The sequence below is a fragment of the Streptomyces sp. XY006 genome, from assembly GCF_002237655.1.
Classification (GTDB): Bacteria; Actinomycetota; Actinomycetes; order Streptomycetales; family Streptomycetaceae; genus Streptomyces; species Streptomyces levis.
Map to the genome: position 1 here is coordinate 43,180 of NZ_NOKT01000034.1, position 24,984 is coordinate 68,163.

19 protein-coding genes, 1 pseudogene and 1 riboswitch are annotated in these 24,984 nt (G+C 71.4%); of the genes and pseudogenes, 5 read left to right on the forward strand and 15 right to left on the reverse strand.

The window, feature by feature from the left end:
* Positions 1-12: 12 nt before the first annotated feature.
* A complete protein-coding gene (locus tag CHR28_RS31475) occupies positions 13-279 on the forward strand; it encodes a DUF3311 domain-containing protein (protein ID WP_094057122.1) in 267 nt (88 codons plus the stop codon).
* Positions 276-1,904, forward strand: a complete 1,629-nt coding sequence (gene mctP / locus CHR28_RS31480; RefSeq protein ID WP_094057123.1) for a monocarboxylate uptake permease MctP — start codon at positions 276-278, stop codon at positions 1,902-1,904. The genes CHR28_RS31475 and mctP overlap by 4 nt, the downstream gene beginning before the upstream one ends.
* A 118-nt stretch (positions 1,905-2,022) precedes the next feature.
* Here the strand turns inward: mctP and CHR28_RS31485 are convergent, their stop codons facing one another.
* Positions 2,023-5,445 (reverse strand): ATP-binding protein, encoded by a 3,423-nt coding sequence (locus tag CHR28_RS31485; protein WP_256984511.1) that lies wholly within the window; start codon positions 5,443-5,445, stop codon positions 2,023-2,025.
* 415 nt (positions 5,446-5,860) lie between these two features.
* Positions 5,861-5,986: riboswitch (cobalamin riboswitch) on the forward strand.
* A 121-nt stretch (positions 5,987-6,107) separates the two neighbouring features.
* Between CHR28_RS31485 and CHR28_RS31490 the strand changes: the two genes are divergently transcribed.
* Both CHR28_RS31490 and CHR28_RS31495 read left to right on the forward strand, forming a co-directional pair.
* Positions 6,108-8,459: a ribonucleoside-diphosphate reductase subunit alpha gene (locus tag CHR28_RS31490; protein ID WP_094057124.1), complete on the forward strand. Its 2,352-nt coding sequence runs from the start codon at positions 6,108-6,110 to the stop codon at positions 8,457-8,459.
* The gene (locus CHR28_RS31495) at positions 8,459-9,466 is read left to right on the forward strand and encodes a ribonucleotide-diphosphate reductase subunit beta (protein WP_094057125.1); all 1,008 of its coding nucleotides are present in this window, start codon (positions 8,459-8,461) and stop codon (positions 9,464-9,466) included. The genes CHR28_RS31490 and CHR28_RS31495 overlap by 1 nt, the downstream gene beginning before the upstream one ends.
* On the opposite strand, the gene CHR28_RS31500 is transcribed toward CHR28_RS31495, so the two are convergent.
* The gene (locus CHR28_RS31500) at positions 9,379-9,621 is read right to left on the reverse strand and encodes a hypothetical protein (protein WP_179272617.1); all 243 of its coding nucleotides are present in this window, start codon (positions 9,619-9,621) and stop codon (positions 9,379-9,381) included. The genes CHR28_RS31495 and CHR28_RS31500 overlap by 88 nt on opposite strands.
* 93 nt (positions 9,622-9,714) lie before the next feature.
* Here CHR28_RS31500 and CHR28_RS31505 point away from each other — a divergent pair, with 93 nt between their 5' ends.
* Complete coding sequence (locus CHR28_RS31505; protein WP_094057127.1) at positions 9,715-10,677, forward strand: GlxA family transcriptional regulator; 963 nt, start codon at positions 9,715-9,717, stop codon at positions 10,675-10,677.
* A gap of 12 nt (positions 10,678-10,689) precedes the next feature.
* Here the strand turns inward: CHR28_RS31505 and CHR28_RS31510 are convergent, their stop codons facing one another.
* The 13 genes and pseudogenes from CHR28_RS31510 to CHR28_RS31570 all read right to left on the reverse strand — a co-directional run bounded on the left by CHR28_RS31510 (position 10,690) and on the right by CHR28_RS31570 (position 24,762).
* Positions 10,690-12,060, reverse strand: coding sequence for a bifunctional albaflavenone monooxygenase/terpene synthase (locus tag CHR28_RS31510; protein ID WP_094057128.1), 1,371 nt, complete (start codon positions 12,058-12,060; stop codon positions 10,690-10,692).
* Positions 12,057-13,142 (reverse strand): epi-isozizaene synthase, encoded by a 1,086-nt coding sequence (gene cyc1 / locus CHR28_RS31515; protein WP_094057129.1) that lies wholly within the window; start codon positions 13,140-13,142, stop codon positions 12,057-12,059. The genes CHR28_RS31510 and cyc1 overlap by 4 nt, the downstream gene beginning before the upstream one ends.
* A 295-nt stretch (positions 13,143-13,437) precedes the next feature.
* Entirely contained in the window at positions 13,438-14,088 is a 651-nt protein-coding gene (gene def, locus CHR28_RS31520) for a peptide deformylase (protein WP_094057130.1), read from the reverse strand.
* Positions 14,089-14,213: 125 nt separating this feature from the next.
* Positions 14,214-15,194, reverse strand: a complete 981-nt coding sequence (locus CHR28_RS31525; protein WP_094057160.1) for a tetratricopeptide repeat protein — start codon at positions 15,192-15,194, stop codon at positions 14,214-14,216.
* 117 nt (positions 15,195-15,311) lie between these two features.
* Complete coding sequence (locus CHR28_RS31530; protein ID WP_094057131.1) at positions 15,312-16,559, reverse strand: HD domain-containing protein; 1,248 nt, start codon at positions 16,557-16,559, stop codon at positions 15,312-15,314.
* 319 nt (positions 16,560-16,878) lie between these two features.
* Positions 16,879-18,145: pseudogene (locus CHR28_RS31535) on the reverse strand (HD-GYP domain-containing protein); the annotation flags it as partial.
* Between the two features lie 129 nt (positions 18,146-18,274).
* Entirely contained in the window at positions 18,275-18,586 is a 312-nt protein-coding gene (gene rsrA / locus CHR28_RS31540) for a mycothiol system anti-sigma-R factor (protein WP_094057132.1), read from the reverse strand.
* Positions 18,583-19,269: a sigma-70 family RNA polymerase sigma factor gene (locus CHR28_RS31545; protein ID WP_218829480.1), complete on the reverse strand. Its 687-nt coding sequence runs from the start codon at positions 19,267-19,269 to the stop codon at positions 18,583-18,585. Before CHR28_RS31545 ends, rsrA begins: the two co-directional genes overlap by 4 nt.
* A gap of 256 nt (positions 19,270-19,525) precedes the next feature.
* Entirely contained in the window at positions 19,526-20,206 is a 681-nt protein-coding gene (locus CHR28_RS31550; protein WP_094057161.1) for an alpha/beta hydrolase family protein, read from the reverse strand.
* Between the two features lie 37 nt (positions 20,207-20,243).
* Positions 20,244-21,059: an SOS response-associated peptidase gene (locus CHR28_RS31555; RefSeq protein WP_094057134.1), complete on the reverse strand. Its 816-nt coding sequence runs from the start codon at positions 21,057-21,059 to the stop codon at positions 20,244-20,246.
* A gap of 129 nt (positions 21,060-21,188) precedes the next feature.
* Positions 21,189-22,166 (reverse strand): YihY/virulence factor BrkB family protein, encoded by a 978-nt coding sequence (locus CHR28_RS31560; RefSeq protein ID WP_094057135.1) that lies wholly within the window; start codon positions 22,164-22,166, stop codon positions 21,189-21,191.
* A gap of 239 nt (positions 22,167-22,405) precedes the next feature.
* Positions 22,406-23,065, reverse strand: a complete 660-nt coding sequence (locus CHR28_RS31565) for a fasciclin domain-containing protein (RefSeq protein ID WP_094057136.1) — start codon at positions 23,063-23,065, stop codon at positions 22,406-22,408.
* A gap of 80 nt (positions 23,066-23,145) precedes the next feature.
* Entirely contained in the window at positions 23,146-24,762 is a 1,617-nt protein-coding gene (locus tag CHR28_RS31570) for a molybdopterin-dependent oxidoreductase (protein WP_094057137.1), read from the reverse strand.
* Positions 24,763-24,984 lie beyond the last annotated feature (222 nt).

Genomic DNA, 24,984 nt, shown 5'->3' on the forward strand with positions numbered 1-24,984 from the left:
CGGAGCCGCCTGATGTCGCAACCCCCACAAGTCAGCAGAGGACCGGTGGTGACGCCGATGCGCGTCGTCATCGCCGTCTGTCTCATAGCGCCCTTCATCGCCATGCTGTGGGTCGGCTCGTACGCGAAGACCGACCCGGCCTTCATCGGCATCCCGTTCTTCTACTGGTACCAGATGGCGTGGGTGCTGATCTCCACGGCACTGACGATGATCGCTTTCAAGCTGTGGCAGCGTGACCAGCGCGCCCGCTCGGCCGCGAAGGGCGGTGCGTCGGAGTGAAGGACGGCGTGAACGGCGTCGCACTCGCCGTCTTCATCTTCTTCTTCCTGGCCGTCACGGTCATGGGCTTCCTCGCCGCGCGCTGGCGCAAGGCCGAGAACGAGCACAGCCTGGACGAATGGGGCCTGGGCGGCCGCTCGTTCGGCACCTGGATCACCTGGTTCCTGCTCGGCGGCGACCTGTACACGGCGTACACCTTCGTGGCCGTGCCGGCGGCGATCTACGCGGCGGGCGCCGCGGGCTTCTTCGCGGTGCCCTACACGATCCTGGTCTACCCGCTGATCTTCACGTTCCTGCCGCGCCTGTGGTCGGTCTCCCACAAGCACGGCTACGTGACGACCTCCGACTTCGTGCGCGGCCGTTTCGGCTCCAAGGGCCTGTCCCTTGCGGTGGCGCTGACCGGCATCCTGGCGACGATGCCCTACATCGCGCTGCAACTGGTCGGCATCCAGGCCGTGCTGGACGTGATGGGCGTCGGCGGCGGCGAGAACACCAACTGGTTCATCAAGGACCTGCCGCTGCTGATCGCCTTCGGCGTGCTGGCCGCCTACACCTACTCGTCGGGTCTGCGGGCGCCCGCGCTCATCGCGTTCGTGAAGGACACGCTGATCTACATCGTCATCGCGGTGGCGATCATCTACATCCCGATCAAACTGGGCGGCTTCGACGACATCTTCGCCAAGGCGGGCGACGCGTTCAGCCAGACCAACCCGGCGACGGGCGCGCCGCGCGGTGCGCTGACACCGCCGGAGGCGGGCCAGTGGACCTACGCCACGCTGGCGTTGGGCTCCGCCCTGGCGTTGTTCATGTACCCGCACTCGATCACGGCGACGCTGTCCTCCAAGAGCCGTGAGGTGATCCGCCGCAACACCACGATCCTGCCGCTGTACTCGCTGATGCTGGGCCTGCTCGCCCTGCTCGGCTTCATGGCGATCGCGGCCGGCATCAAGGTGCAGAACGGCCAGCTGGCGATCCCGCAGCTGTTCGAGACGATGTTCCCGGACTGGTTCGCGGGTGTGGCGTTCGCGGCGATCGGCATCGGCGCGCTGGTGCCGGCGGCCATCATGTCCATCGCTGCCGCGAACCTCTTCACGCGCAACATCTACAAGGACTTCATCAAGCCGGATGCCACGCCCGCGCAGGAGACCAAGGTCTCCAAGCTGGTGTCCCTGCTGGTGAAGGTGGGCGCGCTGGTCTTCGTCCTCACCATGGACAAGACGGTCGCCATCAACTTCCAGCTGCTGGGCGGCATCTGGATCCTGCAGACCTTCCCGGCCCTGGTGGGCGGCCTGTTCACCCGCTGGTTCCACCGCTGGGCGCTGCTCGCCGGCTGGGCGGTCGGCATGGTCTACGGCACGGTCGCCGCGTACGGCGTCGCCTCGCCCACGCAGAAGCACTTCGGCGGCTCCTCCAAGGAGATCCCCGGCATCGGCGAGATCGGCTACATCGGCCTCACGGCGTTCGTGCTGAACGTGGTGGTGACGGTGGTCCTGACGTTCGTCCTCAAGGCCGTGAAGGCCCCCGACGGCATCGACGAGACCAAGCCGGAGGACTACACGGCCGACGCGGGCGACCCCGGGGTGCAGGTGGAGCTTCCGCCGGCCACGGCGGGCACCTCGCACTGAGCCGGGCACCGGACTGGCCGTGCATGAGCCGGACACCGGACGGGCCGTGCACTGAGCCGGGCACCGGACGGGCCGTCGGAGAGGCATCCGGCGGCCCGTCGGCGTCCCCGGCGCGGCGCTAGTCGCGGGTGCGGGTGGCCATCTCGTCCCAGAAGCGGTCCAGTTCCCGGACGCGCATGCTCACCCAGGGTGGCGTCTTGCGGCGCAGCAGCCGGGGGAACCAGCGGCGCAGGCGCCCGGGCAGCAGGGCCTGCTGCTGGCGGCAGAACGGCTCCCGGATCTCTCCCCGGGGCACACCCCTGGGCGGGTACGGGCAGAGCTGGAACTTGCAGTCCGGCAGGCAGGTGGTGCCGGGTGCGGGCGGCGCGGCCGTACCGACCCGCGCGCCGGGCTGCAGCGGCTCACGGTTCTCGCGCAGGCACGGCGGCAGCGGCCTGCCGGACTGCTCCGAACGGATCATCCGCTCCTCCACCTCGCCGGGCTTTCCGTCCCGTTCGATGAGGTTCAGCAGCACGAGCACGTCCGCGACGAGACGCTGGGCCCGTCCGTCGAGGGTGCTCCAGCCGACCGACGGCGGGATCCACAGGTTGTGCTTGCGGTATCCGCCGGAGTCGATGGCGCGGGATCCGATGTTGTCGGCCACACCCTTCTCGTCGATCCACAGGAAACGCTCGGGCTGCCCGGTCTCCAGGGCGAGGGCCACCAGGTCGCCCGCCTCGGCGACGAACGGGTGCAGCAGCCGCCGCGGCGAGCTGCCGTTCGCTCCGGGCGGCCGGTTCACCGTGCCGGCCATGGCCAGCCAGCGCTGCACGGTCTGCACCGCCGTGGCGCCGCCGATCGTCGGGACCGGCTCATGCGAACGGTCGTGATTCCCGTTCTGCCGGGCCGTGAGGAAGCCGTCCCCCTCGTGCCGGCCCGCCCGGTCCGGGAGCCGCCACAGACACAGCGCCTGCAACAGGCTGAGCTGCGCGTACCAGCAACGGGACTGCTGCAGGACGGTCTCCGCCTGCCGGATCAGATCGACCCGCCGTCCGGGGTCCGTGTGCGGATGACGCCGGCGCCGGTTGGCCGCGTACTTGAAGCCCTGGGCCAGCGCCGCCTCAAGGGCGAGCGGCAGGTCGGGGCTGCCGCCCGTGTGGGCCGGGTCGAGGTGGCGCAGCCACTTGGTGAGGCGCTCCTCGGCCTCTCCGCGATGGGAGTCGTCGACCGACCCCAGCAGCATGGGCAGCATCCAGGCGCGCATCACGAACTCCCGCAGCAGCTCGACGCGGTGCCTCTCGTACTGCCGGTTGAACTCCTCCCGCTCGGCCTGCAACCGGGCGACGGACGCGTCGGACGCTTCTCGCGCACGGACGGATCTGGCCCGGCCCATGCGCACGGTCCACGCCTCGAACTCCCGCGTCCGCTCGGCCTTCATCTCGCGGACCTTGGCGTTGTACTCCCCTATGGGGTCGCTGTTGAGACCGACCCACTTGCGGATCACGGCGAACGCCTCGTTGCCGCCGTTGCCGAATTCCTGAGCGGCGGCCAGACGTATGGAGTACGAGGGCTCCGCTATGCCCACCCGGAGGAGCTGCTCGTACATGGGCGTGGTGTCGATCTTCTTCGAGGCCCCCTCCAGCGCCGCGCCCAGCTGCCTGAGCAGCCTCAGCTTCGCGTCCTCCAGTGAGCTCTGGTCCCCCTTGATGCGGGGCCAGTCGTCCGACACCCGCTCGATGATGCCGCTCAGCCGTCCGGCGTCGGCCTCCACGCTCTCGACCTCCAGGGCGGCCGCGTACAGATCGAGGGTCTTCGGGTCGTCCGGTCGCTGCCGAGCGGCCGCGCAGAGCCTCTCGGAGGGGGCGCGCCCGAGCACGGGGACCCGTCGCAGCAACTCCTCCCTGCCCACCGGGAGTCCGAACCGGTTCATGCCGTCCCGGGCGGAACGGTCCGCGGACCGGCGACGGGACATCAGCACCAGGGCCACGAGGAGCTCACGCCCGGGTCCGGGCGGCTGCAGCGCCTGTCCGATCAGCTCGTACGCGTCGGCCTCCTCCAGCCCGCTCAGCAGCCGGAAGCCGAAGTAGGCCTGCAGGATGCTGTGCGGGAAGCGCGCCCTCTTCTCGAAGCCCTCCAGCAGCCCCAGCTTGTCCGCGTTGCCCACCAGCCGGGCGAGCACGGCGTGCGACTGGGTCATGTTCCCCTTGTGCAGCCGCTTGCTCTCCTCGTCGCCGAGCGCGGCGCACAGCGCGGTCCAGATCCGTTCCCGGTGCCACTCGGTGAAGGCGTCCCCCCGCTCGCCGTACCGGTCGGGTGCCCGCGCCCTGGTCCACAGATGCCCTGCCCGGATTCGCGCGTTCCGCGCCCGGCTGGGGTGGACGTCCTCGCCGAGCAGCTCGGCGAAGTCCACTTCCAGTTTGTCCTGCAGCAGCCCGACGCAGGCCAGGGCGGAGACCACCGCGAGGGTGTCCCGGCGCTCCTGCGGCGTCAGGGCGACGTTCTCGCGCAGCCGGCCCTCCTCCAGGGAGCGGGACCAGGTGTCCAGCAGCCACAGCCTGAGGGTGCTGCGGTCCCGGCTGCGGGTGTTCAGGCGTTTCGGGTCGTCGGTCGGCCGGTCGCGCTCCAGGGCTCCGTGCTGGTGCAGTTCACGGGCGATCTGCAGATAGACGGGCGACTCGGTCACCTCCGCCGTCTCCACGATCCAGTCCACGCGGCGCTCGTCCGTCTCCGGCACGGAGTCCTTGACGAAGCGCAACGCCTCCTCCTCGCTGAGCGGTTCCAGCTCCACGATCGCGGCGGGCGTGGTGTCCAGCGGGGTGTGCGGCCGGGAGGCGATGACCACCGGGAGCCGCTCCTCGTGGGCGCGCTCGATGGCACGGCGGATGATGTTGTCCCGGTTCTGCTGCAAGCTGCCGTCGAGCAGCGCCTCTTCGAGGCCGTCGGCGAGCACGACCAGCTTGTCGTCGGCGAGCAGTTGCTGCCACACCCGGTCGATCTTGGTGCGCGACAGGATGCCCTGGGGCGCCTCCTCGACGAAACGCCGCTTGGCCATGCGCTCGAAGTTCAGGTCGGTTTCGCCGTCGGCGTCCCGCAGCCGGATCGGCACGGGCACCGCGCGCTCCTTGGCCAGGAGTTCGGTGAGCCGTACCAGGACCGCGGTCTTTCCCGTGCCGACACCGCCCACGAGCAGATAGGGCCGGCGGGTCGTGCGCTGCCGCAGCCGTTGGGCGATGACCTGGGCGAGCTCCTCGCGGCCCACGATCTGAATGGGGTCCTGTCCGGCGGTGAGCACGAGTCCGTGGGGGTTCTTGCGCGCCTTCGCCAGGTACCGCCGCTTGTTCCAGCTGTACCACCAGAACAGGAAGAGCGCGGCGGCGACCGAGGCGGTGAGGACCGGACCGATGAACCGCACCAGGGCCTCGACGCCCGGGTCCTTCTGCCATCTCTCGACCGGGGTCTCCCCGGTGACCGCCAGCATGTGCACGCCGGCCCCGATCCAGCCGAAGACCACGAGCGCGCCCACCGCCCAGACGGCCCGGACGAGGTTGGTGTAGGGAACCATCTGCGCCACTTCTTGGGGCGGGTGGAGCCGCGGCGGGCCTCCAGCCGGATGGTCAGACTGTGCCAGCAGCCGACGCCGGTACGGCGGATCCGCCCCGCCATCCGACGCGCGTCCAGCGTCGCCATCGGGGCGTTGCGCGGACGCTCCTTGCCGGGGGTACGGCGGACGACCCTCGTCATGGTGCCACCTCCCTCCGAGCGCGATGTTCCGGTACGGAGGACCTGGTGGGTGCGGCACCTACCTCCATGGAAGCACTCTGGGCAGCCCCCGCAACCGGTGGCGGCGGGTTCCGGAGACCGTCTCCGGAACCGGTGCGGCGCCCTGCGGGAGATCACTCTCCTCATCTGACAGTTGACACTCCGAAACCAGCGCGACACAACATCTGGGGGTGGCATCCGAACCCGGCACAAGATGTATGCTCATGCTCGCTGTCGCCGCAGGGGAATCCGGTGCGAATCCGGAACTGTCCCGCAACGGTGTACTTGTGCATGTTCCGTGCGCAAGCGTCAGTCCGAGGACCTGCCGACAGTGCACCCGGCCACCCGGCCGGTGTGCCTGACGTCCGGGCCTCGTGGAATGGGCCGGTGGACGCGGCGCCGCGTGCGCTCGTGTGCTGCCCCTGCCCTCGGCGAGGCCCCGTGCCGAGCGAGGGAGAGCCCCACGTGACCATCGCGCCAGCCGATCCGGTCTCATCCGCCGAGGACGCGCACGACGCTCCCGGTGCCGCGCTGTTGCGGACCCTGACCGAGCTGACCGCCGACCTCCCCGACGCCGACCCGGGCAGGGTCGCCGCCGCCGCGCTGCGCGGCCGGTCCGCGCGGGCGGACGAGACGGAGTTGCGCGAGCTGGCGACCGAGGCGGCCGCCGGTCTCATCTCCGAGGACCCCGCCTACTCCCGGCTGGCCGCCCGGCTGCTGACCATCGGCATCCGCGCCGAGGCCGCCTCCCAGGGCGTCACCTCCTTCACGGAGTCGGTCGCCGTGGGCCACCGCGAAGGGCTCATCGCCGACCGGACCGCCGACTTCGTCCGGCGGCACGCGGCCCGGCTCGACGCCCTGATCGACACCGCCGCCGACGACCGCTTCGGCTACTTCGGCCTGCGCACGCTGCACAGCCGCTACCTGCTCCGGCACCCGATCACCCGCAAGGTGGTCGAGACGCCCCAGCACTTCATGCTGCGCGTGGCGAGCGGCCTCGCCGAGGACGACACCGCGCGGGCCGTGGACGAAGTCGCGGCGCTCTACCGGCTGATGAGCCGTCTCGACTACCTCCCCTCCTCCCCCACGCTCTTCAACTCCGGCACCCGGCACCCCCAGATGTCGTCCTGCTACCTCCTGGACTCCCCCCAGGACGAGCTGGACTCCATCTACGACCGCTACCACCAGGTCGCCCGCCTGTCGAAGCACGCCGGCGGCATCGGCATCGCCTACTCCCGCATCCGCGCCCGGGGTTCGCTGATCCGCGGCACGAACGGCCACTCCAACGGCATCGTCCCGTTCCTGAAGACCCTCGACGCCTCGGTCGCCGCCGTGAACCAGGGCGGTCGCCGCAAGGGCGCCGCAGCGGTCTACCTGGAGACCTGGCACGCCGACATCGAGGAGTTCCTGGAACTGCGCGACAACACCGGCGAGGACGCCCGGCGCACGCACAACCTGAACCTCGCGCACTGGGTCCCGGACGAGTTCATGCGCCGCGTGAACGCCGACGCGCAGTGGTCGCTGTTCTCCCCCGCGGACGTGCCCGAGCTGGTCGACCTGTGGGGCGAGGAGTTCGACGCCGCGTACCGGGCGGCCGAGGCGAAGGGCCTGGCACGGAAGACGCTGCCCGCGCGCGAACTGTACGGCCGCATGATGCGCACCCTCGCGCAGACCGGCAACGGCTGGATGACCTTCAAGGACGCCGCCAACCGCACCGCCAACCAGACGGCCGAGCCGGGCCACGTCGTGCACTCCTCCAACCTCTGCACCGAGATCCTGGAGGTGACCAGCGACGGGGAGACGGCGGTCTGCAACCTCGGCTCGGTCAACCTCGGCGCGTTCGTGACCGGCGGGGACATCGACTGGGAGCGCCTGGACGAGACCGTCCGCACGGCCGTGACGTTCCTCGACCGGGTCGTCGACATCAACTTCTACCCGACCGAGCAGGCGGGCCGCTCCAACGCCCGCTGGCGTCCGGTCGGCCTCGGCGCGATGGGCCTCCAGGACGTCTTCTTCCAGCTGCGCCTGCCCTTCGACTCGCCCGAGGCGAAGGCCCTGTCCACCCGTATCGCCGAGCGCATCATGCTCGCCGCCTACGAGGCCTCCGCCGACCTCGCCGAGCGGAGCGGCCCGCTGCCGGCCTGGGAGAAGACCCGTGCGGCCCGGGGCGTGCTGCACCCCGACCACTACGACGTGGACCTGACCTGGCCCGAGCGCTGGGCCGCCCTGCGCGAGCGGATCGCCACGACCGGCATGCGCAACTCCCTGCTCCTCGCCATCGCGCCCACGGCCACGATCGCCTCCATCGCGGGCGTGTACGAGTGCATCGAGCCGCAGGTGTCCAACCTGTTCAAGCGCGAGACGCTGTCGGGTGAGTTCCTCCAGGTCAACTCCTACCTGGTGGACGAGCTCAAGCGGCTCGGCGTGTGGGACGCCCGCAGCCGTGAGGCCCTGCGCGAGGCCAACGGCTCGGTGCAGGGCTTCGCCTGGATCCCCGAGGACGTGCGTGCCCTCTACCGCACGGCCTGGGAGATCCCGCAGCGCGGCCTGATCGACATGGCGGCGGCCAGGACCCCGTTCCTGGACCAGTCCCAGTCCCTGAACCTCTTCCTGGAGACGCCGACCATCGGAAAGCTCTCCTCGATGTACGCCTACGCCTGGAAGTCCGGGCTGAAGACCACCTACTACCTGCGCTCGCGCCCGGCGACCCGTATCGCCCGCGCCGCCCGCGCCGCCGTCCCCGTGCAGGCCACCCCCGACCCCGAGGCGGTCGCCTGCTCCCTGGAAAACCCCGAGTCCTGCGAGGCCTGCCAGTAATGAGCACCCAGAACCTTCTCGACCCCGGCTTCGAGCTCACCCTGCGCCCCATGCGCTACCCGGACTTCTACGAGCGCTACCGGGACGCCATCAAGAACACCTGGACCGTGGAGGAGGTCGACCTCCACTCGGACGTCGCCGACCTCGCCAAGCTCTCCCCCGCGGAGCAGCACCTCATCGGCCGGCTGGTGGCGTTCTTCGCGACGGGCGACTCGATCGTCGCGAACAACCTGGTGCTGACGCTGTACAAGCACATCAACTCCCCTGAAGCGCGCCTGTATCTGTCGCGGCAGCTCTTCGAGGAGGCCGTGCACGTCCAGTTCTATCTGACGCTGCTCGACACCTATCTCCCCGACCCGGAGGACCGCGCGGCGGCCTTCGCGGCGGTGGAGAACATCCCGTCCATCCGGGAGAAGGCGGAGTTCTGCTTCCGGTGGATGGACTCGGTCGAGAAGCTGGACCGGCTGGAGTCACAGGCCGACCGGCGCCGCTTCCTGCTCAACCTCATCTGCTTCGCGGCCTGCATCGAGGGCCTGTTCTTCTACGGCGCCTTCGCCTACGTGTACTGGTTCCGCAGCCGGGGGCTGCTGCACGGCCTGGCCACCGGCACCAACTGGGTGTTCCGGGACGAGACCATGCACATGTCGTTCGCGTTCGACGTGGTCGACACCGTCCGCAAGGAGGAGCCGGAGCTGTTCGACGACCGGCTCCGGCAGGAGGTGACGGACATGCTCCGCGAGGCCGTCGAGGCCGAGCTGCAGTTCGCGCGCGACCTGTGCGGTGACGGCCTCCCGGGCATGAACACCGAGTCGATGCGGCAGTACCTGGAGTGCGTCGCCGACCAGCGGCTGACCCGCCTGGGCTTCGCTCCGGTGTACGGCTCCGAGAACCCCTTCTCCTTCATGGAGCTCCAGGGGGTTCAGGAGCTGACCAACTTCTTCGAGCGGCGGCCCTCCGCGTACCAGGTGGCGGTGGAGGGCACCGTCGACCTGGACGAGGACTTCTGAGCCGCGGCGTCCTCACGGGCCTCCTGGGCCTCCCGGATCTGCCGGTCGATGCGCCGGTCGCGCACGAGGCCGAGCACGGACGGGAGGACCAGGAGGACCAGCGTCCCGAGTACGAAGACCATGGCGATGAGTGTCTGTGTCTGGTTCGTGTTCATGGACACCACTGTCGCGCCGAATGGTCCTTACCGTCAGTGGCAGTACTGCCGTAGACCCTCGAATTACTGCCATCGGCGAGGCACACTGGGGACATGCTGCAGAACGTGGCCGTCGCCCTCCTCGACGGCGTGAACCCCTTCGAACTCGGCGTGGTGTGCGAGGTCTTCGGCACCGACCGCAGTGACGACGGCCTGCCGGTGTACGACTTCGCCGTCGCCTCGGCCGAGGGCCCGTCGCTGCGCATGAACTCGGGCTTGTCGCTGCGGGTGGACCACGGCCTGGAGCGCCTGGAGACGGCCGACCTGATCGCCGTGCCGGCCGGGCGCAGCTTCTCGACCCGGGACTTCCCGCCCGAGCTGCTGGACGCCCTGCGCCGCGGTGTCGACCGCGGCGCCCGGGTGCTCAGCGTCTGCTCCGGCGCCTATGTGCTGGCCGCGGCCGGGCTGCTGGACGGGCGGCGCTGCGCCGTGCACTGGAAGCACGCCGACGACCTCGCCCGCCGGTACCCGCGCGTGGCCGTCGAGCCGGACGTGCTCTACGTCGACGAGGACCCGGTGATCACCTCCGCGGGCACCGCCGCCGGCATCGACGCCTGCCTGCACCTGGTCCGCAAGGAGCAGGGCTCCGAGGTCGCCAACAAGATCGCCCGCCGGATGGTGGTGCCGCCGCACCGCGACGGCGGCCAGGCGCAGTACATCGAGCGCCCGCTGCCACACTCCGAGGCCGACACGATCGGCGAGGTGCTGGCGTGGATGGAACGCCACCTCGACGAGGAGGTGACCGTCGAGCAGCTCGCCGCCCGCGCCCACATGTCCCCGCGCACGTTCGCCCGCCGCTTCCAGCAGGAGACGGGCACGACTCCCTACCGCTGGGTGCTGGGCCAGCGGGTGCTGCTGGCCCAGCGGCTGCTGGAGGCGACGGACGAGACGATGGACGCGATCGCCGGCCGGACGGGGTTCGGCAACGCGGCCGCGCTGCGCCACCACTTCGTCCGGGCGGTCGGCACCACGCCGAACGCCTACCGGCGCACGTTCAAGGGCCCCGAGGCGGCCTGAGGCCGGCGGTTCTCACCTCGCCACCGGTCGGACCCGCAGGTCGTGCGGCCGCAGCGTGATGCCGACCCGCGTGCTGTCGTTCGACCCGGACACCTGCTCGAAGCGGTACTTCGTGGCCAGCGCCGCCGTGATCAGCGTCAGCTGGGCCATCGAGAAGTGGTCGCTGGGGCACTTGCGGTTGCCCGTGCTGAACGGGCTCATGGCGTGCTTCGGGATCGCCTTGACCCGCTCCGGCAGCCAGCGGTCCGGGTCGAACTCCAGGTTCCGCTCGTAGGACTTCGCATCGCGCTGGATCGCGTACGGGCTGTATACGATGTCCGCCCCGGCCGGAATGCGGTATCCGCCGAGTTCCGTGTCGCGTACCGCCCGGCGCGTCAGAATCCACACCGCCGGACTCAAACGCATGGACTCGACCACCACATTGTTGGTGTGCCTGAGCTCTCGGACGTCGGCGAATGCCACCGGCCTCCCACCCGTGACCGCTTGCACTTCGTCGCGCACCCGGTCGGCGTGTTCGGGGTGCTCCGCGAGCATATGCAACAGCCACATGATCGTGGATGCCACGGTTTCGCTGCCCGGGGTCAGGATCGCGACGACCTGATCATGGATCTCCTGTTCCCCGATGGGGTCGCCATTCTCGTCCTTCGCCTCCAGCAATGCCGTCAGCAAATCGTCCGGCTTTTGACCGCTTGCGCGGCGCTCGGCGACGATCTCGTCGACCAGGAGATGCAAATCGGCCAGGGCCCGGTTGAATTCGCGGTTGGCCGGGAGCGGAAGGTTGTACAGAGGCCCGAGCGGGACCACCATCCGCCGGTACATCCCTCGGAACACGGTGGCCAGGGCGACGCACAGCCGCTCCGCCCGCTCGTCCATGAAGTCGCCGCGCAGCAGGCAGCGGGCCGCGATGCGCACGGCCACCCGGAAGGACTCCGAGGTGCAGTCGACGGTCTCGCCGGGCTGCCAGCGCTCGGTGAGCGCGTGCGCCTCCTCCTCCATGATCGGCCCGTACGCGGGGATGGCGTCGAGCCGGAAGGCCGGCTGGATGGTGCGCCGCTGGCGGCGGTGGCGCGGGCCGTTCGCCGTGGCCACGCCCTCCTTGCCGAGCAGCCCCTCCAGGGACTCCCACAGCGGCCCGGCGATGATGAAGTCGCTGCTCAGGGCCAGCGCGCCGGTGAGGGCCGGGGTGGTGACGGCGTAGACCGTCTTCGGGCCCAGCTTCAGACGGACCACGTCGCCGTGGTCGCGCAGCCGGGACATGAACGCCAGCGGGTCGCGCACCAGCTTCCAGCCGTGGCCGAGCACGGGGACGCCGCCCCCGGCCCGGGGCGGTTCACGCAGTTCCGGAGCCAGGGGTGCTTCGGGCTTCACAGACTCGACGGTCATTTCTCACCTGCCGCTTCGTTGTTGACGTACGGGGGCGTGGACCGGTCGTCCCAGCTGTCGACCATGTACCGGCCGGACTCGTGATGGAACCAGTAGACGGAACTGAACCAGTTCCGCATATCGCTCAGGCAGAGGCGCACGGCGGCTCTCAGTTCCTTTCCGCGTACAGTGCCGTCGTCGAGACCGTCGGCGAATCGCAAGGCCTTCTGCTCGACGTCGAGAAATTCGGTGATGCATTCCTCGACCCGGCGGCGCACTTCCACGACCGCCTCTTCCAGCGTCAGCCCTTCATGGGTGATGAGACTGATTCCGAGATTGTGCACCTCGTCGCCCGCTATCTCCTTCGGCAGCGAGCAGAGGTCGTTGTACCAGGCGGCGAATTCCTGGCTCAGCAGGGCCGCCCGCCGATAGGCCGGGTGCTTTCTCACGGCCTCGGGGAGTTCACACCCCGCGGCCGGCTCCAGCAGGTCCGTCCATATCCAGTGCGCGAAGGTGAGCCGGCGCAGCCGGAGGTATTCCTCGACCGTCGGCACGATGCCGTGCGTGCGATTGTGGAACTCCCGGTCGTAGGCCTCGATCACGGCGTGGAAGTGCCGGGCGAACCGGAGGTTCCACGTCTGCGGCAGGAACCCGTACAGCCGCAGCACACTGTCGGCGAACCCGGCGACCAGTGGGTCCTCGTGGTGCAGGTGCTCCCCGGGGGAGTCGAGGGCGGCGTGCAACCGGTCCCGCAGCGTCCGCCAGGCGAGCGGGCGCCCGTGCACGATGTCGCGGTCGTGGCGGTCGTCCCAGACGAAGAACCAGGCGCTGTAGTCCGCTATGGCCTGCATCACCTCGTCGGGGGCGCCGATGTAGTAGCCGGCCATGAGGTCCGTGTAGCACAGGCCGTCGGCATATTCCTTCACCTTCTCGGCGGGCATGAGCCGCTTTTCGAGCAGCCACGCGCGCGTCTTCTCCTGGCACTTCGGCCAATACGGGTGGAGTTGCCGGGGAAACGCCGCCTCGATCACAGGGAGAGAGAGCGACGGTGGAACTGCGATGGTGGTCGGTGTCGACGTGGTGCCGTGTGACAAAGCATGCACGAACTAACCCCTCTCAGCCGCCAGTTGGCGCGGGCGCCCCTCCCTTCGTGCCGGGCGTGCGCCGTTGCATACCCCGCTCATCCCATTCAGCACTACAACTGACCGTTCTGGGAACGCATTTGCTTCATTCACTACCCCACAGTGCCGGGATCCTCCCGGTGTGTGACTGACACCGGATCACCAGGAGAGCGGAAGCGATCGAACGTGCGACGCACAGACGAACGACACAGGCGAACGGCGCCTGTTCCGGGCGGGAGACCCGAACAGACGCCGTTCGCCTGGTGCGTGGGAGGTGTCAGTCGTTGGCCACCACGGGGTAGCGGGGCTCGTTCTCGGCCATCTGCCGCAGAGCGTCCTTGCGCTCGCGCTTGGAGAGCCGGTCGATGTACAGGTAGCCGTACAGGTGGTCGGTCTCGTGCTGCAAACACCGAGCGAAGTATCCGGTGCCGCGCACCTTGATCGGGTTGCCCTTCTCGTCCTGCCCGGTCACCTCGGCGTAGTCGGGCCGGGCGAGCGGCGCGTACGCCGTCGGCACGGACAGGCAGCCCTCGTTGCTGTCGTCCAGCCGGCGCTTGTCGGCGGGCAGTTCGACGAGCTTGGGGTTGCAGACGACACCGGTGTGCCGCACGCCCTCGTCGTCCGGGCAGTCGTAGACGAAGACCTTCGCGTCGACGCCGATCTGGTTGGCGGCCAGGCCCACGCCCTCGGCGGTGCGCTGGCTGGCGAACATGTCCGCGACGAGCTGCTGCAGCTCCTCGCCGAAGTCGGTGACGTCCTGGCACTCCTTGTGCAGCACCGGGTTCCCGACCACCGTGATCGGCCGCGAGGTACCCCGCTCCCGCCAGGCCGCCTCGCGCTCCTCGCAGTCCTCCGTGTCGATCACGTACCCCTCGTCATCGACGGGGAGCACGCCCGCACGCTGCTGATCGGTGTCCTGCTGAGCCATGACGTCCGTACGCCTTCCTGAACAAATCCAACCCGGGATGCTGATACAGGGTACGGGGAAGGCGCCCCCTCAGGGACGCGGGGAACTGCGCGATCAGCCCCACGGCGCCGCACCCGTCGGACGACCTAGCACACCTCTTCCAAATCCCGCCAGTCCCGAGAATCCGGACTGTCCGCCACCCACCCGTCCAGCAGCCCCCGGACCAGCGAGGCCGGCGCGGCCAGGCCGCACTCCCGCTCGGGCACCCACAGCTGCCCGTCCGTCCGGTGGCCCAGCGGCCCGGGGTGGCCCGGCTCGCTGTGATCGTGCGGATCGAGGTGCTCCCCGTCGCCCTCGTCCGACGGCATCCGGGACTCCGAGCACATCCGGCACAGCAGCCGCACCGAGGACGACCAGTCCTCCGCGGCGAACCCGGCGTCCGCTGCCAGTTGCTCCAGCGCGTCCCGGTCGGCCTCCGTCGCCGCCTCCAGCAGCACGACCCACGTCGGCACGGGCGACGGCGCCCACAGCTCGATCTCGTCGAAGACCGGGTAGGTGTGCCCGGCGGCCGTGGTCCGCTCCCCGTGCGGCACCCCGTCGTGCAGCACGACCTCGCCCCAGCGCCGCCCCGACGACGGCAGCGGGATGGACAGCACCTCGATCCGCGCGGGATCCAGCCGCCGTCCCCACACGACCTCGGCCTCGCCCTCCGGCGACAGCCGTACGGCCGCGCTGCCGAGGTCCATGCCGACGGGCTCCCCGGAGTCGTTCGCGGCACCCGGCACCCGCAGCCCGTAGGCCTGCCAGGCGCGGCGGGCCAGCGGCCAGTCCTGGAGGGCGGTGGCTGCGATGCCGACGTTCCACCAGTCGGGCGCGCCGGTGTCCCGGTCGAGCAGGGCCACGGCGCGCAGTCCGGCGGCCCTGGCCTGCTCCCAGTCATGCCGGAACTTGTGCAGCAGGGCGAGGTTGAACCAGGACTCCGACAGCCAGGGCTCCAGATCGGCGGCACGTGTCAGCAGTGCGCCCGCGTCCTCGTACCGGCCGTCGCCGATGAGGGTGAATGCCCGGTCTGTGGCCTGCCGCCAGGAGGCGGAGGGCCGGTGCCGTCCCTTGCCGAAGATCCTCACGATTCCCGCCTGCCAGTTCCGTGCGGTGGGCTGGCCGTAGCTGTGTTTCGAGCCCCCGGACACCTTCTCCTTCGCATCCAACCACGTACGGCCTCGGGGGCGCTCATTACCCATGGGTTACCCAGCCACGGGCAGCGTCAGACTGCTCCTTGCCAGTACCCGGGCCAGTGATTCCACCACTTCCGGCGCGTACTCCCCGGCCGTGGCGAGCCGGAGTTCCTCCAGCGCGGTCAGCGGCCCGCCCGGGCCTCCTTCCCGGGACTTCTCCTCGTACGCGTTCACGGCGCGGACGATCCGGGCGGCGAGCGGCTGCTCCGCGTACGGGTCGGCCTGCCGTTCCACGACCACGGCGACGGCCTCGTCGACGCCCGTCTGCCGGACCACCGCCCCGCCCAGGAGCGCGATCCGGCGCTGTTCCGCGGCGGGCAGGGCGGCGGTGGCGCCCGCCGGCACGGGGTCGACGAGGCTCAGCTGGCCGATGTCGTGCATGAGGGCCGCGTACTCCAGCACGGCCAGCTCGGGCTCGGTGAGGCCCAGGTCACGCCCGACGGCGAGGCTGAGCGCGGCGACCCGGCGGGCGTGACCGCAGGGGGTGTAGCCGGCGACCTCGGTGGCCCTCGCGAGGGAGGCGATGGTCTGCCGGTAGGTCGCCCGGACGGCCGCGTAGCGGCGGAACGACATCTGGGCGAGCAGCAGGGGCACGGAGAAGACGGGCAGCGCCCAGAGCCCCACGACGGCGACCGCCAGGGCCATCACCGCCCCGGTGGCGATGACGGCGGAGCCGATGCCGCGAACGGCCCGCAGCTCGTCCCGCAGCACCGGACCGAACGGCCAGCCGGTGCGGGAGTGCGCCAGCGCGGCGGCGAGCACCGCGTCGCACAGCGCGGTCAGCGACAGCAGCGCGAGGAGCAGCAACGCGTAGGCGGGTCCGCCCCAGTCGTCGAACATGCCCCGGTTGTACGGGGGCTGGAAGCACACGGCGACGAAGCCGACGGTGAGCACGCGGCGCGCGAGGTGGTCGAGGGTGGGGCCCTGCCCGCGGGCCACGTGCGGCACGCTGCCGAGCAGCGAGGCGGCGAGGACGACGGCGACGACCTGGGCGGGACCGTGGTGTGTGGGCTGACCGCCGGCCTCGCCGAGCAGCGCGTACGACAGGGCCGCGGCGGATCCGAGCGGTGCCGGCTCCCTGACCTGGGTGTCGTCGCGCCGGGTGAGCTCGCCGACGGTGACGAGGACGCCGAAGGCGAGGGCGACCCGGCGTTCCTCCAGCCCGCTGTAGAGGGTGACGGCGAGGCAGCATGCGGCGAGGACGGCGGCACAGGCGTGGACGAGGGTGAGCAGCGGGGGCGGCCGATAGGCACTCATCGCCGCGCCCCCGGCGCCCCGGGCATGGGCGCCGCGGACGGCCCGGACACGGGCGCCCCCGGCCTCGGCACGCCCCGGGCCCCATCGCCACCCTGACCGGCCTGGCCGTCCTCTCCGCCCTGACCGGTCCGGCTGTCCTGGCCGCCATGGCCGGTCCGACCGCTCTGGCCGGTCCGGTCGCCCGGGCCGGTCCGGTCGCCCTGGCCTGTCCGGTCACCCTGGCTGCTGTGGTCGCCCTCGCCTGCCCGACCGCTCCGGCCGGTGCCGCCGCCCGGGCCGTTGCCGTGGTCCTCGGCTGTCCGGCCGCCCAGGTCCTCCGTCTCGTCCGCCGTCACCGCCGGGCGCCACCCCGTCCGTTCCACGGCCCCGACCAGGGCCGTGACCATCACCGGGTCGAACTGGCTGCCCGCACACCGCTCCAGCTCCGCCAGGGCCACCGGCACGGGACGGGCCCGGCTGTAGCAGCGCGTGGAGGTCATGGCGTCGAAGGCGTCCGCGACCGCGACCACCCGTGCGGACTCCGGGATCTGACGGCCCACCAGCCCGTACGGGTACCCGCTGCCGTCCAGCCGCTCGTGGTGGTGCAGCACGGCGGCCCGGGCCTCGCCGAGGAAGCCGATGCCGCGCACCATCTCGTGCCCGTACTCGGGGTGCAGCTCGATCACCCGCCGCTCCTCGGGCGTGAGCGGCCCGTTCTTGCGGAGCAGCCGGGTGGGCACGCCCAGCTTGCCCACGTCGTGCAGGATCCCGGCGAAGCGGAGCACCTCGACGCGCGCGTCGTCCATGCCCAGCTCGCGCGCGATCATCATGGACGCCTGCCCGACGCGCTCGCTGTGCCCGCGTGTGTAGCCGTCCTTGATGTCGACGGCCTGCACCAGCGCCCGGATGGTCGCCTGATGGGCCGCCCGTTCCCGGTGGTACTGGGCGAACGCCCACCACGAGACGCACATCGGCAGCAGCACGAGCAGCGCGGCCACGGGCCCGTACGGGCTGCGCCACAGCACGGCCATCATCAGCCCGGCCAGCCCGTGCACGGCGATCGGCGCGAGGGAGCGCGCCACCAGACCCCGCCAGGCCCGCCGTACCGGCACCCGCTCGGCGACGGCCAGGATGCCGCCGTCCAGTACCGCCAGCACCACGCAGAACGCCAGCACGGCCGCCCCGGCCGGACCGAGCGCGTAGGGGACGTCCCCCGCGACGACCGCGTCCCGGCCGCCGAGCAGCCAGTGCACCCGGGCCGCCGCCCACACGCCGAGGACGAGCTGCGCGGCCCGCCAGAGCCGGCGCAGCGCCACCGGCCGCTGCGCCACGTGGGACAGCAGCGCGCCCGGCACGGCCACGAGGGCCGCGGCGGGCGCGGGCAGCAGAAACGCACCGGCGAGCAGTACGGGGTAGAAGGTCCCGGCCGGGTGGGAGATCCCCACGAACCGGGAGCGCGCGACGCGCTCACAGCCGGCGTACAGCGTGGCCAGCAGCGCGACCGCCCACCAGGGCGCGCGAACGCCCGGCAGCGGCAGCAGGCAGAGGACCGCGGCGACGACGACACAGGCGACATACACACGTGTCCGTGCCGGTACCGCTTCCATGCGCCCCTCCCCGGCCATGTCCGCCATGTCCGTCAGGCCCGGAGCCTAGGACGACGGGAGGGGGCTCCGCGGGCCGATAACCCGCGGATTAGCACGTTCGAGTGATGCGTTCGAGTCCCGGGACCGGGTTCAGGACTCCTGCGGCGTGGCCGGCGAGGCCGTCACGTCCTGGTCGGGGACCGCCTGGCCGGAGCGGATGAGGTCGATCCGCCCCATGACCTTGGCGCGCAGGTCCCCGGGCACGTCGTCATGTCCGCAGCAGCGCTTGACGAGCTTCTTCACGGCCTGCTCCAGGCCGTACTTCTCCAGACACGGCGAGCACTCCTCGAAGTGGTGCTCGAACTTCACGCAGTCCGAGTCCGGCATCTCATGGTCGAGGAACTCGTAGAGATGATCGAGGATTTCGCTGCAATCCGTCTCGTGCGGCTCTCCGCAGCTCATGACCCCGAGCCTTTCGCTTCGTTCGACTCTCCGGCGCCGGCCGGAACCATCCCCCGCTCACGGGCGTAGTCCTCCAGCATGCCGCGCAGCTGACGGCGGCCGCGGTGCAGACGGGACATCACCGTTCCGATGGGTGTCCCCATGATGTCGGCGATCTCCTTGTAGGCAAAGCCCTCGACATCCGCCAGGTAGACGGCGATGCGGAACTCCTCGGGAATCGCCTGGAGCGCTTCCTTCACGTCCGAGTCGGGCAAGTGGTCGAGCGCCTGCGACTCCGCGGAGCGCAAGCCCGTCGACATGTGCGACTCGGCGCGGGCGAGCTGCCAGTCCTCGATCTCCTCGGCCGCCGAGCGCTGCGGTTCCCGCTGCTTCTTGCGGTACGAGTTGATGAAGGTGTTGGTGAGGATCCGGTACAGCCACGCCTTGAGGTTGGTGCCCTCACGGAACTGGTGGAAGGACGCGTACGCCTTGGCGTACGTCTCCTGCACCAGGTCCTCGGCGTCGGCCGGGTTGCGCGTCATGCGCAGCGCGGCCGAGTACATCTGGTCGAGGAACTCGAGCGCGTCCCGCTCGAAGCGCGCGCTGCGCTCGGTCGCGGTCTCCGTGCTCGTGCCGCCCTGGTCCTCGGGCTGCTCCGCCTGGCCGTTGTCGGCCCCTGCGTCGGTCCCAGTGACCGGACCCACCTCCTCGAATGCTCTCGTGAGACCGAGGCCGGTCTCACCCGAATCGGAGGATAGACGACGATCCGGTCCGCCCGCCGCCCGAATCGGGGCGGTCCTGGCCGCGTGCAGCACCGTCCAGTCCAGGTCGGCGCGGCTGCTGCGGCTCGGGCAGATGGTCGAACCCATGCGGCGGACTCCCTCTCCTACGGCGTCGGTGCTGGTCCCCAGCACGTACGTCCCGCACAACAGCGACCGCCGCCCCGGCATTCCCGAAGCTTTACCCGAGTGACCCGGTCCACCGGGCGACCGCGTCCGTGATGACCGCCACGGCCCGGTCCTGCGAGATCTCCGCACGTCCGGGCACAGCGAAGCCGTGATCCCCGTACGGAACCTCCACGAGCTCGTAGGCGCCCTCGGGAAACTCCTCCGGCCTGCCGAACGGGTCGTTCCCGCCCTGCACGACCAGGGTGGGCACGCCGGAGCCCAGCAGTTCCGCGGCCCGGGACTTCTCCGGCTTGCCGGGCGGGTGGAGCGGGAAGCTCAGCGCGAGGACCGCGTGGGCGCCCAGCTCACCGGCGGTACGGCAGGCGACCCGGGCCCCGGCGCTGCGGCCGCCGGAGACCACCGGCAGTCCGGGGGCCGCCAGCGCGGGCCAGATGCCCCGCCAGCCGGTGTCCAGGGTCTTGGGCGCGGGCGCCAGCTTCTTCCCCGCCACCCGCCAGGGCTGCTCCACCCGGGCCACGGTCACGCCGTGGGCGGGCAGGACCTCGGCCAGGGCCTTCAGGTCGCGGGCCTCGATGCCGCCGCCCGCGCCGTGGCTGACGGCGAGCACCAGCCGGGGCTTCCCGGCCGGGTGCCAGGTGATCCGGGCGGTCCCGGCCTCGGTCTCGACGGTCTCGGTCTCGACGGCCTCCGTGGTCTCACGTGCCGCGCCGGTCCCGTCCTTCGTACTGCTCACATCGCTCACGCCGCTCACGCCGCTCACATCGCTCACGTCAGAAGAGTGTGCCCTCCTCGGGGCCCTCCAGCTCCTTCAGCAGCTCCGGTCCGTTGTTGCGGACGTTGCTGACCGCCGTGGTGACCGGGTAGGCGCGCATCAGCCCGGCCGGCGGCGCGGCGAGCAGCTCGCGCAGGTCGTCGGCGTCCGTGCGGGACGGGTCGAGCCAGGCGTCCCAGCGGTCGGGCGTCAGCATCAGCGGCATCCGGGGGTGGATGTCGGCCAGCGCCCGGGGGCCTTCGGCCGGGCCCACCGCGAGCGGGCTCGTCTCGGCCTCGGTGGTGATGACGGAGCACGTCACCCACCAGGCCTGCGGGTGGTCGTCCGGCAGCGTCTTGTCCCGCCAGAACTCGTACAGCCCGGCCATCGCGAAGACCGACCCGTCCGCCGGGGTCACGAAGTAGGGCTGCTTGCGGGGCCGCTTCTTCTTCCCCTCGACCTCCAGCTCGCGCTCCTGCGTGCCGGTGACCCACTCGTAGTAGCCGTCGGCGGGCAGGATGCAGCGCCGGGAGGTGAAGGCGCGGCGGTAGGACGGCTTCTCGTGGACGGTCTCCGCGCGGGCGTTGATCATCCGGGCGCCGCCCTCGGGCGTCTTCGACCAGGACGGCACGAGCCCCCACTTGAGCGTGCGCAGCTGCCGGACCGGCCGCGGGTCGTCCGTGTCCTTCAGGGGGCGGTCCAGGACGGCGTAGACCTCCTTGGTGGGGGCCACGTTGTAGTCCGGTGCGAGGGTCTCCTCGGGCTCCCACTTCTCGATCTCGAAGATTCCCGCGAGATCCTCGGGCCTACGACTCGCCGCGTACCGTCCGCACATGTCCTGCACCCCTCCGGCCTGCGGAGACGCGGGTCCGTGCGACGTCTCCTCGCTGCTCTGGTGTCCCGGTCGCCGGGACACGTCCAAGAATCGCAGACGGCGCCGAGCGCGCTCGAACGCGTACCGGCCTCAGGAGAGGGTCGCCGGACGTGCCGGGCCGGTGCCGCTGCCGCGGCAGGCGGGCGGGTCACCGCCGTCCTTGCAGAGCTCCGCGGTGAACTGCGCACCGGCGAGCAGCGCGAGGTTGGACAGCCACAGCCAGATGAGGAAGACCACGACGCCCGCGAGCGAGCCGTAGAGCCTGCTGTACGCGCTCAGGGTGGAGGTGTACAGCGCGAAGCCGGTCGAGACGAGCAGCCACAGGACGGCGGCGACGACACCGCCGGGCAGATAGAGCCCGCGCCGGCGTGCCGGGGCCGGGCCGGTGTGGAAGACGACCACGACGAGCAGCGCCACCAGGCACAGCAGCAGGGGCCAGCGCAGCACGCTCCAGCTCCAGGCCGCCGTGCTGCCCAGGCCGAGCGCCCGGCCCACGCTCTCGGCCAGCGGCCCGGTCAGCAGCAGCGCGAGGGAGCCGGTGAGGAGCAGCGCGAGCAGGGCCAGCGCGGTGAGGACGATCCGGTGGGCCCTGCGCCAGGGCGACCGGTGGTCCTCGATCCGGTGCATGCGGTGCAGGGCGCGGCGGAAGACGGCGAGGTAGGTGGAGGCGGACCACAGCGCGCTGACGGTGCCGGCCGTCAGCAGCGGCCAGGCTCCGCCGTCCGGGCCGAGCATCCGGGACAGGGCCGCATGCAGGTCCCCGGCGGACTCGGCGGGCACGTACGCGGTGACGTGCGTGACGAACTCCTTCGCCGTGTCCGGGCTGATCAGGCCGAACGCGAGGACCGTGGCCAGCATCGCCGGCAGCACGGCCAGGATGGCGTAGTACGTCAGGGCCGCCGCGAAGTCCGTGATGTCGTCGTTCCACAGCGAGACGGGGGTGCGCCGCAGCGCGGGCCACCAGGCGGCGGCCCTCCGGGAGACGGCCCTCCGGCGGGCGGCGGCCGGGCGGGCCCCGGGGCGAGCTGCGACGGGGCGCGGGTCGGCGGGGTGCGGATCAGCGGACACGGGACATCCGCCGGGGCGCCACGCCGAGGCGCGGACGGGTGCGCGCGGGGCGCGGGGTCCCGGCGGCCGGGGTCTGCCTGCTCATGATGGTGCCTTCCGTCTCGGCTCGTCGGCGAGGTGCCGGTGCGTGCTCGGACCCCTGCGGCCGCCGTTGTGACGCGCATGCCCGGAAACGGCCCCGCGGAACGCCCAGGGGCCGGGGCGCCTGCTGCCGGCCCCGGCCCCGCACTGATGAGCCGTCAGGACGCGGGCATCAGCACCGAGTCGATGATGTAGACGTTGGCGTTGGCGGTCTTGACGTTGCCGCAGACCACCTTGGCCGAGTCGTCGACCGTGTAGGACTCGCCGGAGCCGGAGGTGGTGAGCTTCGACTTCTCCAGGGTCTCGAAGGAGCCGTTCTCCAGGTCCTTCGGCGCCAGCTTCCGGCCCACGACGTGGTAGGTGAGGATCTTCGTGAGCTGGGCCTTGTCGTTGAGGACCTGGTCCAGGGTGGCCTTGGGAATCTTGGCGAAGGCGTCGTCGGTCGGGGCGAACACGGTGATGTTCTCGGCGTTGTTGAGCGTGTCGACCAGCCCGGCCTTCTTCACGGCGCTCACCAGGGTGGACAGGGCCGGGTTGTTGGACGCGGCGGTGGCCACCGGGTCCTGGGCCATGCCGTCGAAGGAACCGGCTCCGCTCGTGGGCACCGCCGAACAGGCCGCGCCGAAGGGCCCGTCCGTGCCGGTGGCGGTGTCCGAGCCGGACATGCCGTCGTCGGAGGCCCCGGCCGGGGCGGACGCCTTCGGGGAGGACCCGGCCTCGGCGGAGTCACTGCCGCTGTCGGAGCAGGCGCTCAGGGACAGCGGCAGGACGGCCGCGGCGGCCAGGGCGAGAGCTGCACGGCGGATACGGGTGTTCATGTGGTTCTCCTGTGGATTGCCGCAGCGGGTGCCGCGGAAGCTGGAAAAAGGGGAAGGGGCCGGGTGGTCGCCGGGGGAGGTCAGTCGACGGTGACCACGACGGAGTGCCATCCGGTCGCGCCGTCGGGGACGGTCCGGGCGCGCCGTTCGGTCTGGGTGCTCCCGGTCCGGTCGGTGGCCCGGACGGTGAGGGTGTGGCCGCCCTTGGTGGCCTGCCAGGGGAAGGACCACTGACGCCAGGTGTCACGGCTGTCCTCGGCGGCGAGCCGGGCCCGTCGCCACGGGCCGTCGTCGACCCGGACCTCGACCCGGTCGATGCCCCGCCGCTGCGCCCAGGCGACTCCGGCGACCATGACCGTGCCGGCCCGGGGCCGGGCGAAGGGCCTGGGGGTGTCGATGCGCGACTGGGTCTTCACGGGGGCCTGCCGGGCCCAGCCCCGCTCGGCCCAGTAGGGGTCGTAGGACGCGAACGTCGTCAGCTCGATGTCCTCGATCCACTTGCAGGCGGAGACGTAGCCGTAGAGGCCGGGCACCACCATGCGGACGGGGAAGCCGTGCGCGAAGGGCAGTGGCTCTCCGTTCATCCCGACGGCGAGCAGCGCGTCCCGGCCGTCCATGACGTCCTCGACGGGGCTGCCGAGGGTCATGCCGTCCACCGAGCGGGCCACGAGCTGGTCGGCCGGGCCGCCCGCGGAGGGCGGTTCGACTCCGCACTCGGCGAGCAGGTCGGCCAGGCGGACGCCGAGCCAGCGGGCGTTGCCCACGTAGGGTCCGCCGACCTCGTTGGAGACGCAGGTGAGCGTGATGTCGCGCTCGACCAGCTCGCGCCGCAGCAGGTCGTCGAAGGAGAGCGTGCGCGGACGCCGTACGCCCTTGCCGTGGATGCGCAGCCGCCAGGCCGTGGCGTCCACCTTCGGGACCACCAGGGCGGTGTCCACCCGGTAGAAGGAGCGGTTCGGCGTGACGAAGGCGCTGACGCCGGGTATCCGCAGCCCGGCTCCCCGGGGGACGGCCGGGGCGGGCGACGCGGGCGCCGGCAGCACCAGCCGGCCGCGGCTCGCCACCGCGTCCCGATGGCCGGAGGAGTTCAGGGACCGGCCCAGCACCCCGGCACCGGCCGAGGCCGCGGCAGCGACGGAGGCCGCCACCACGAAACCCCGCCGGTCCCAGTCCACGACGGAGCCCTCGTGGGCATCTCCCGCGGCGATGGAACCCGCGGCGCGCTCACGGGGGGCCGGCCGGCCCGCCAGCGCATGGAGGACGACGGCTCCGGCGCCCGCGCCCACGAGCGCCGGCAGGGCGTCGGACAGGCCGCGGGAGTCGGGGCGGGTCGTCGCCGCGAGCGCGCCGATCACGCCGAACACCAGGACCCCGGCTGCCCCGGCCCGCCGGAAACGCAGCGCACCGATTCCCAGGGCCATCGCGAAAAGCGCGAGCAGGACGAGAATTCCGAGTTGCAGAACCAGCTTGTCGTCGGTGCCGAAATTCCGGATCGCCCAGTCCTTCACCCCGGCCGGGGTGCGGTCGATCACCGCGCCGCCCACCGCGACGACGGGCCCGGCCTCCGGGCGGACCGCCGCCGACACCAGCTCGGCGACGGCGAGCGCGGCGAAGCCGGACACGGCCCCGGCGAGCGCGGCCGCCGCCCGGCGGAGGCCGCCGGAGGTCCCGCGAGATTTCCTGTCGTCGTCGATCACGTGGGGAATCCGGTCCGGCGGCCGGTCCGGATTGGCCGTTTCCCCGATCGAGTGAATCTTATCTCCGCACCCATCCGCACGCCGCTCGGCTACGGAGAGAAAGGCACGAAGAGAAAGACACGGAGAGAAAGGCACGCAGAAAGCACGCAGAGGAATGCACGGTGAGGAATCCACGGAGAGGAAAGCCTGGAGGGAAATCCCGGAGGGAGAGCAGGAAAGGGC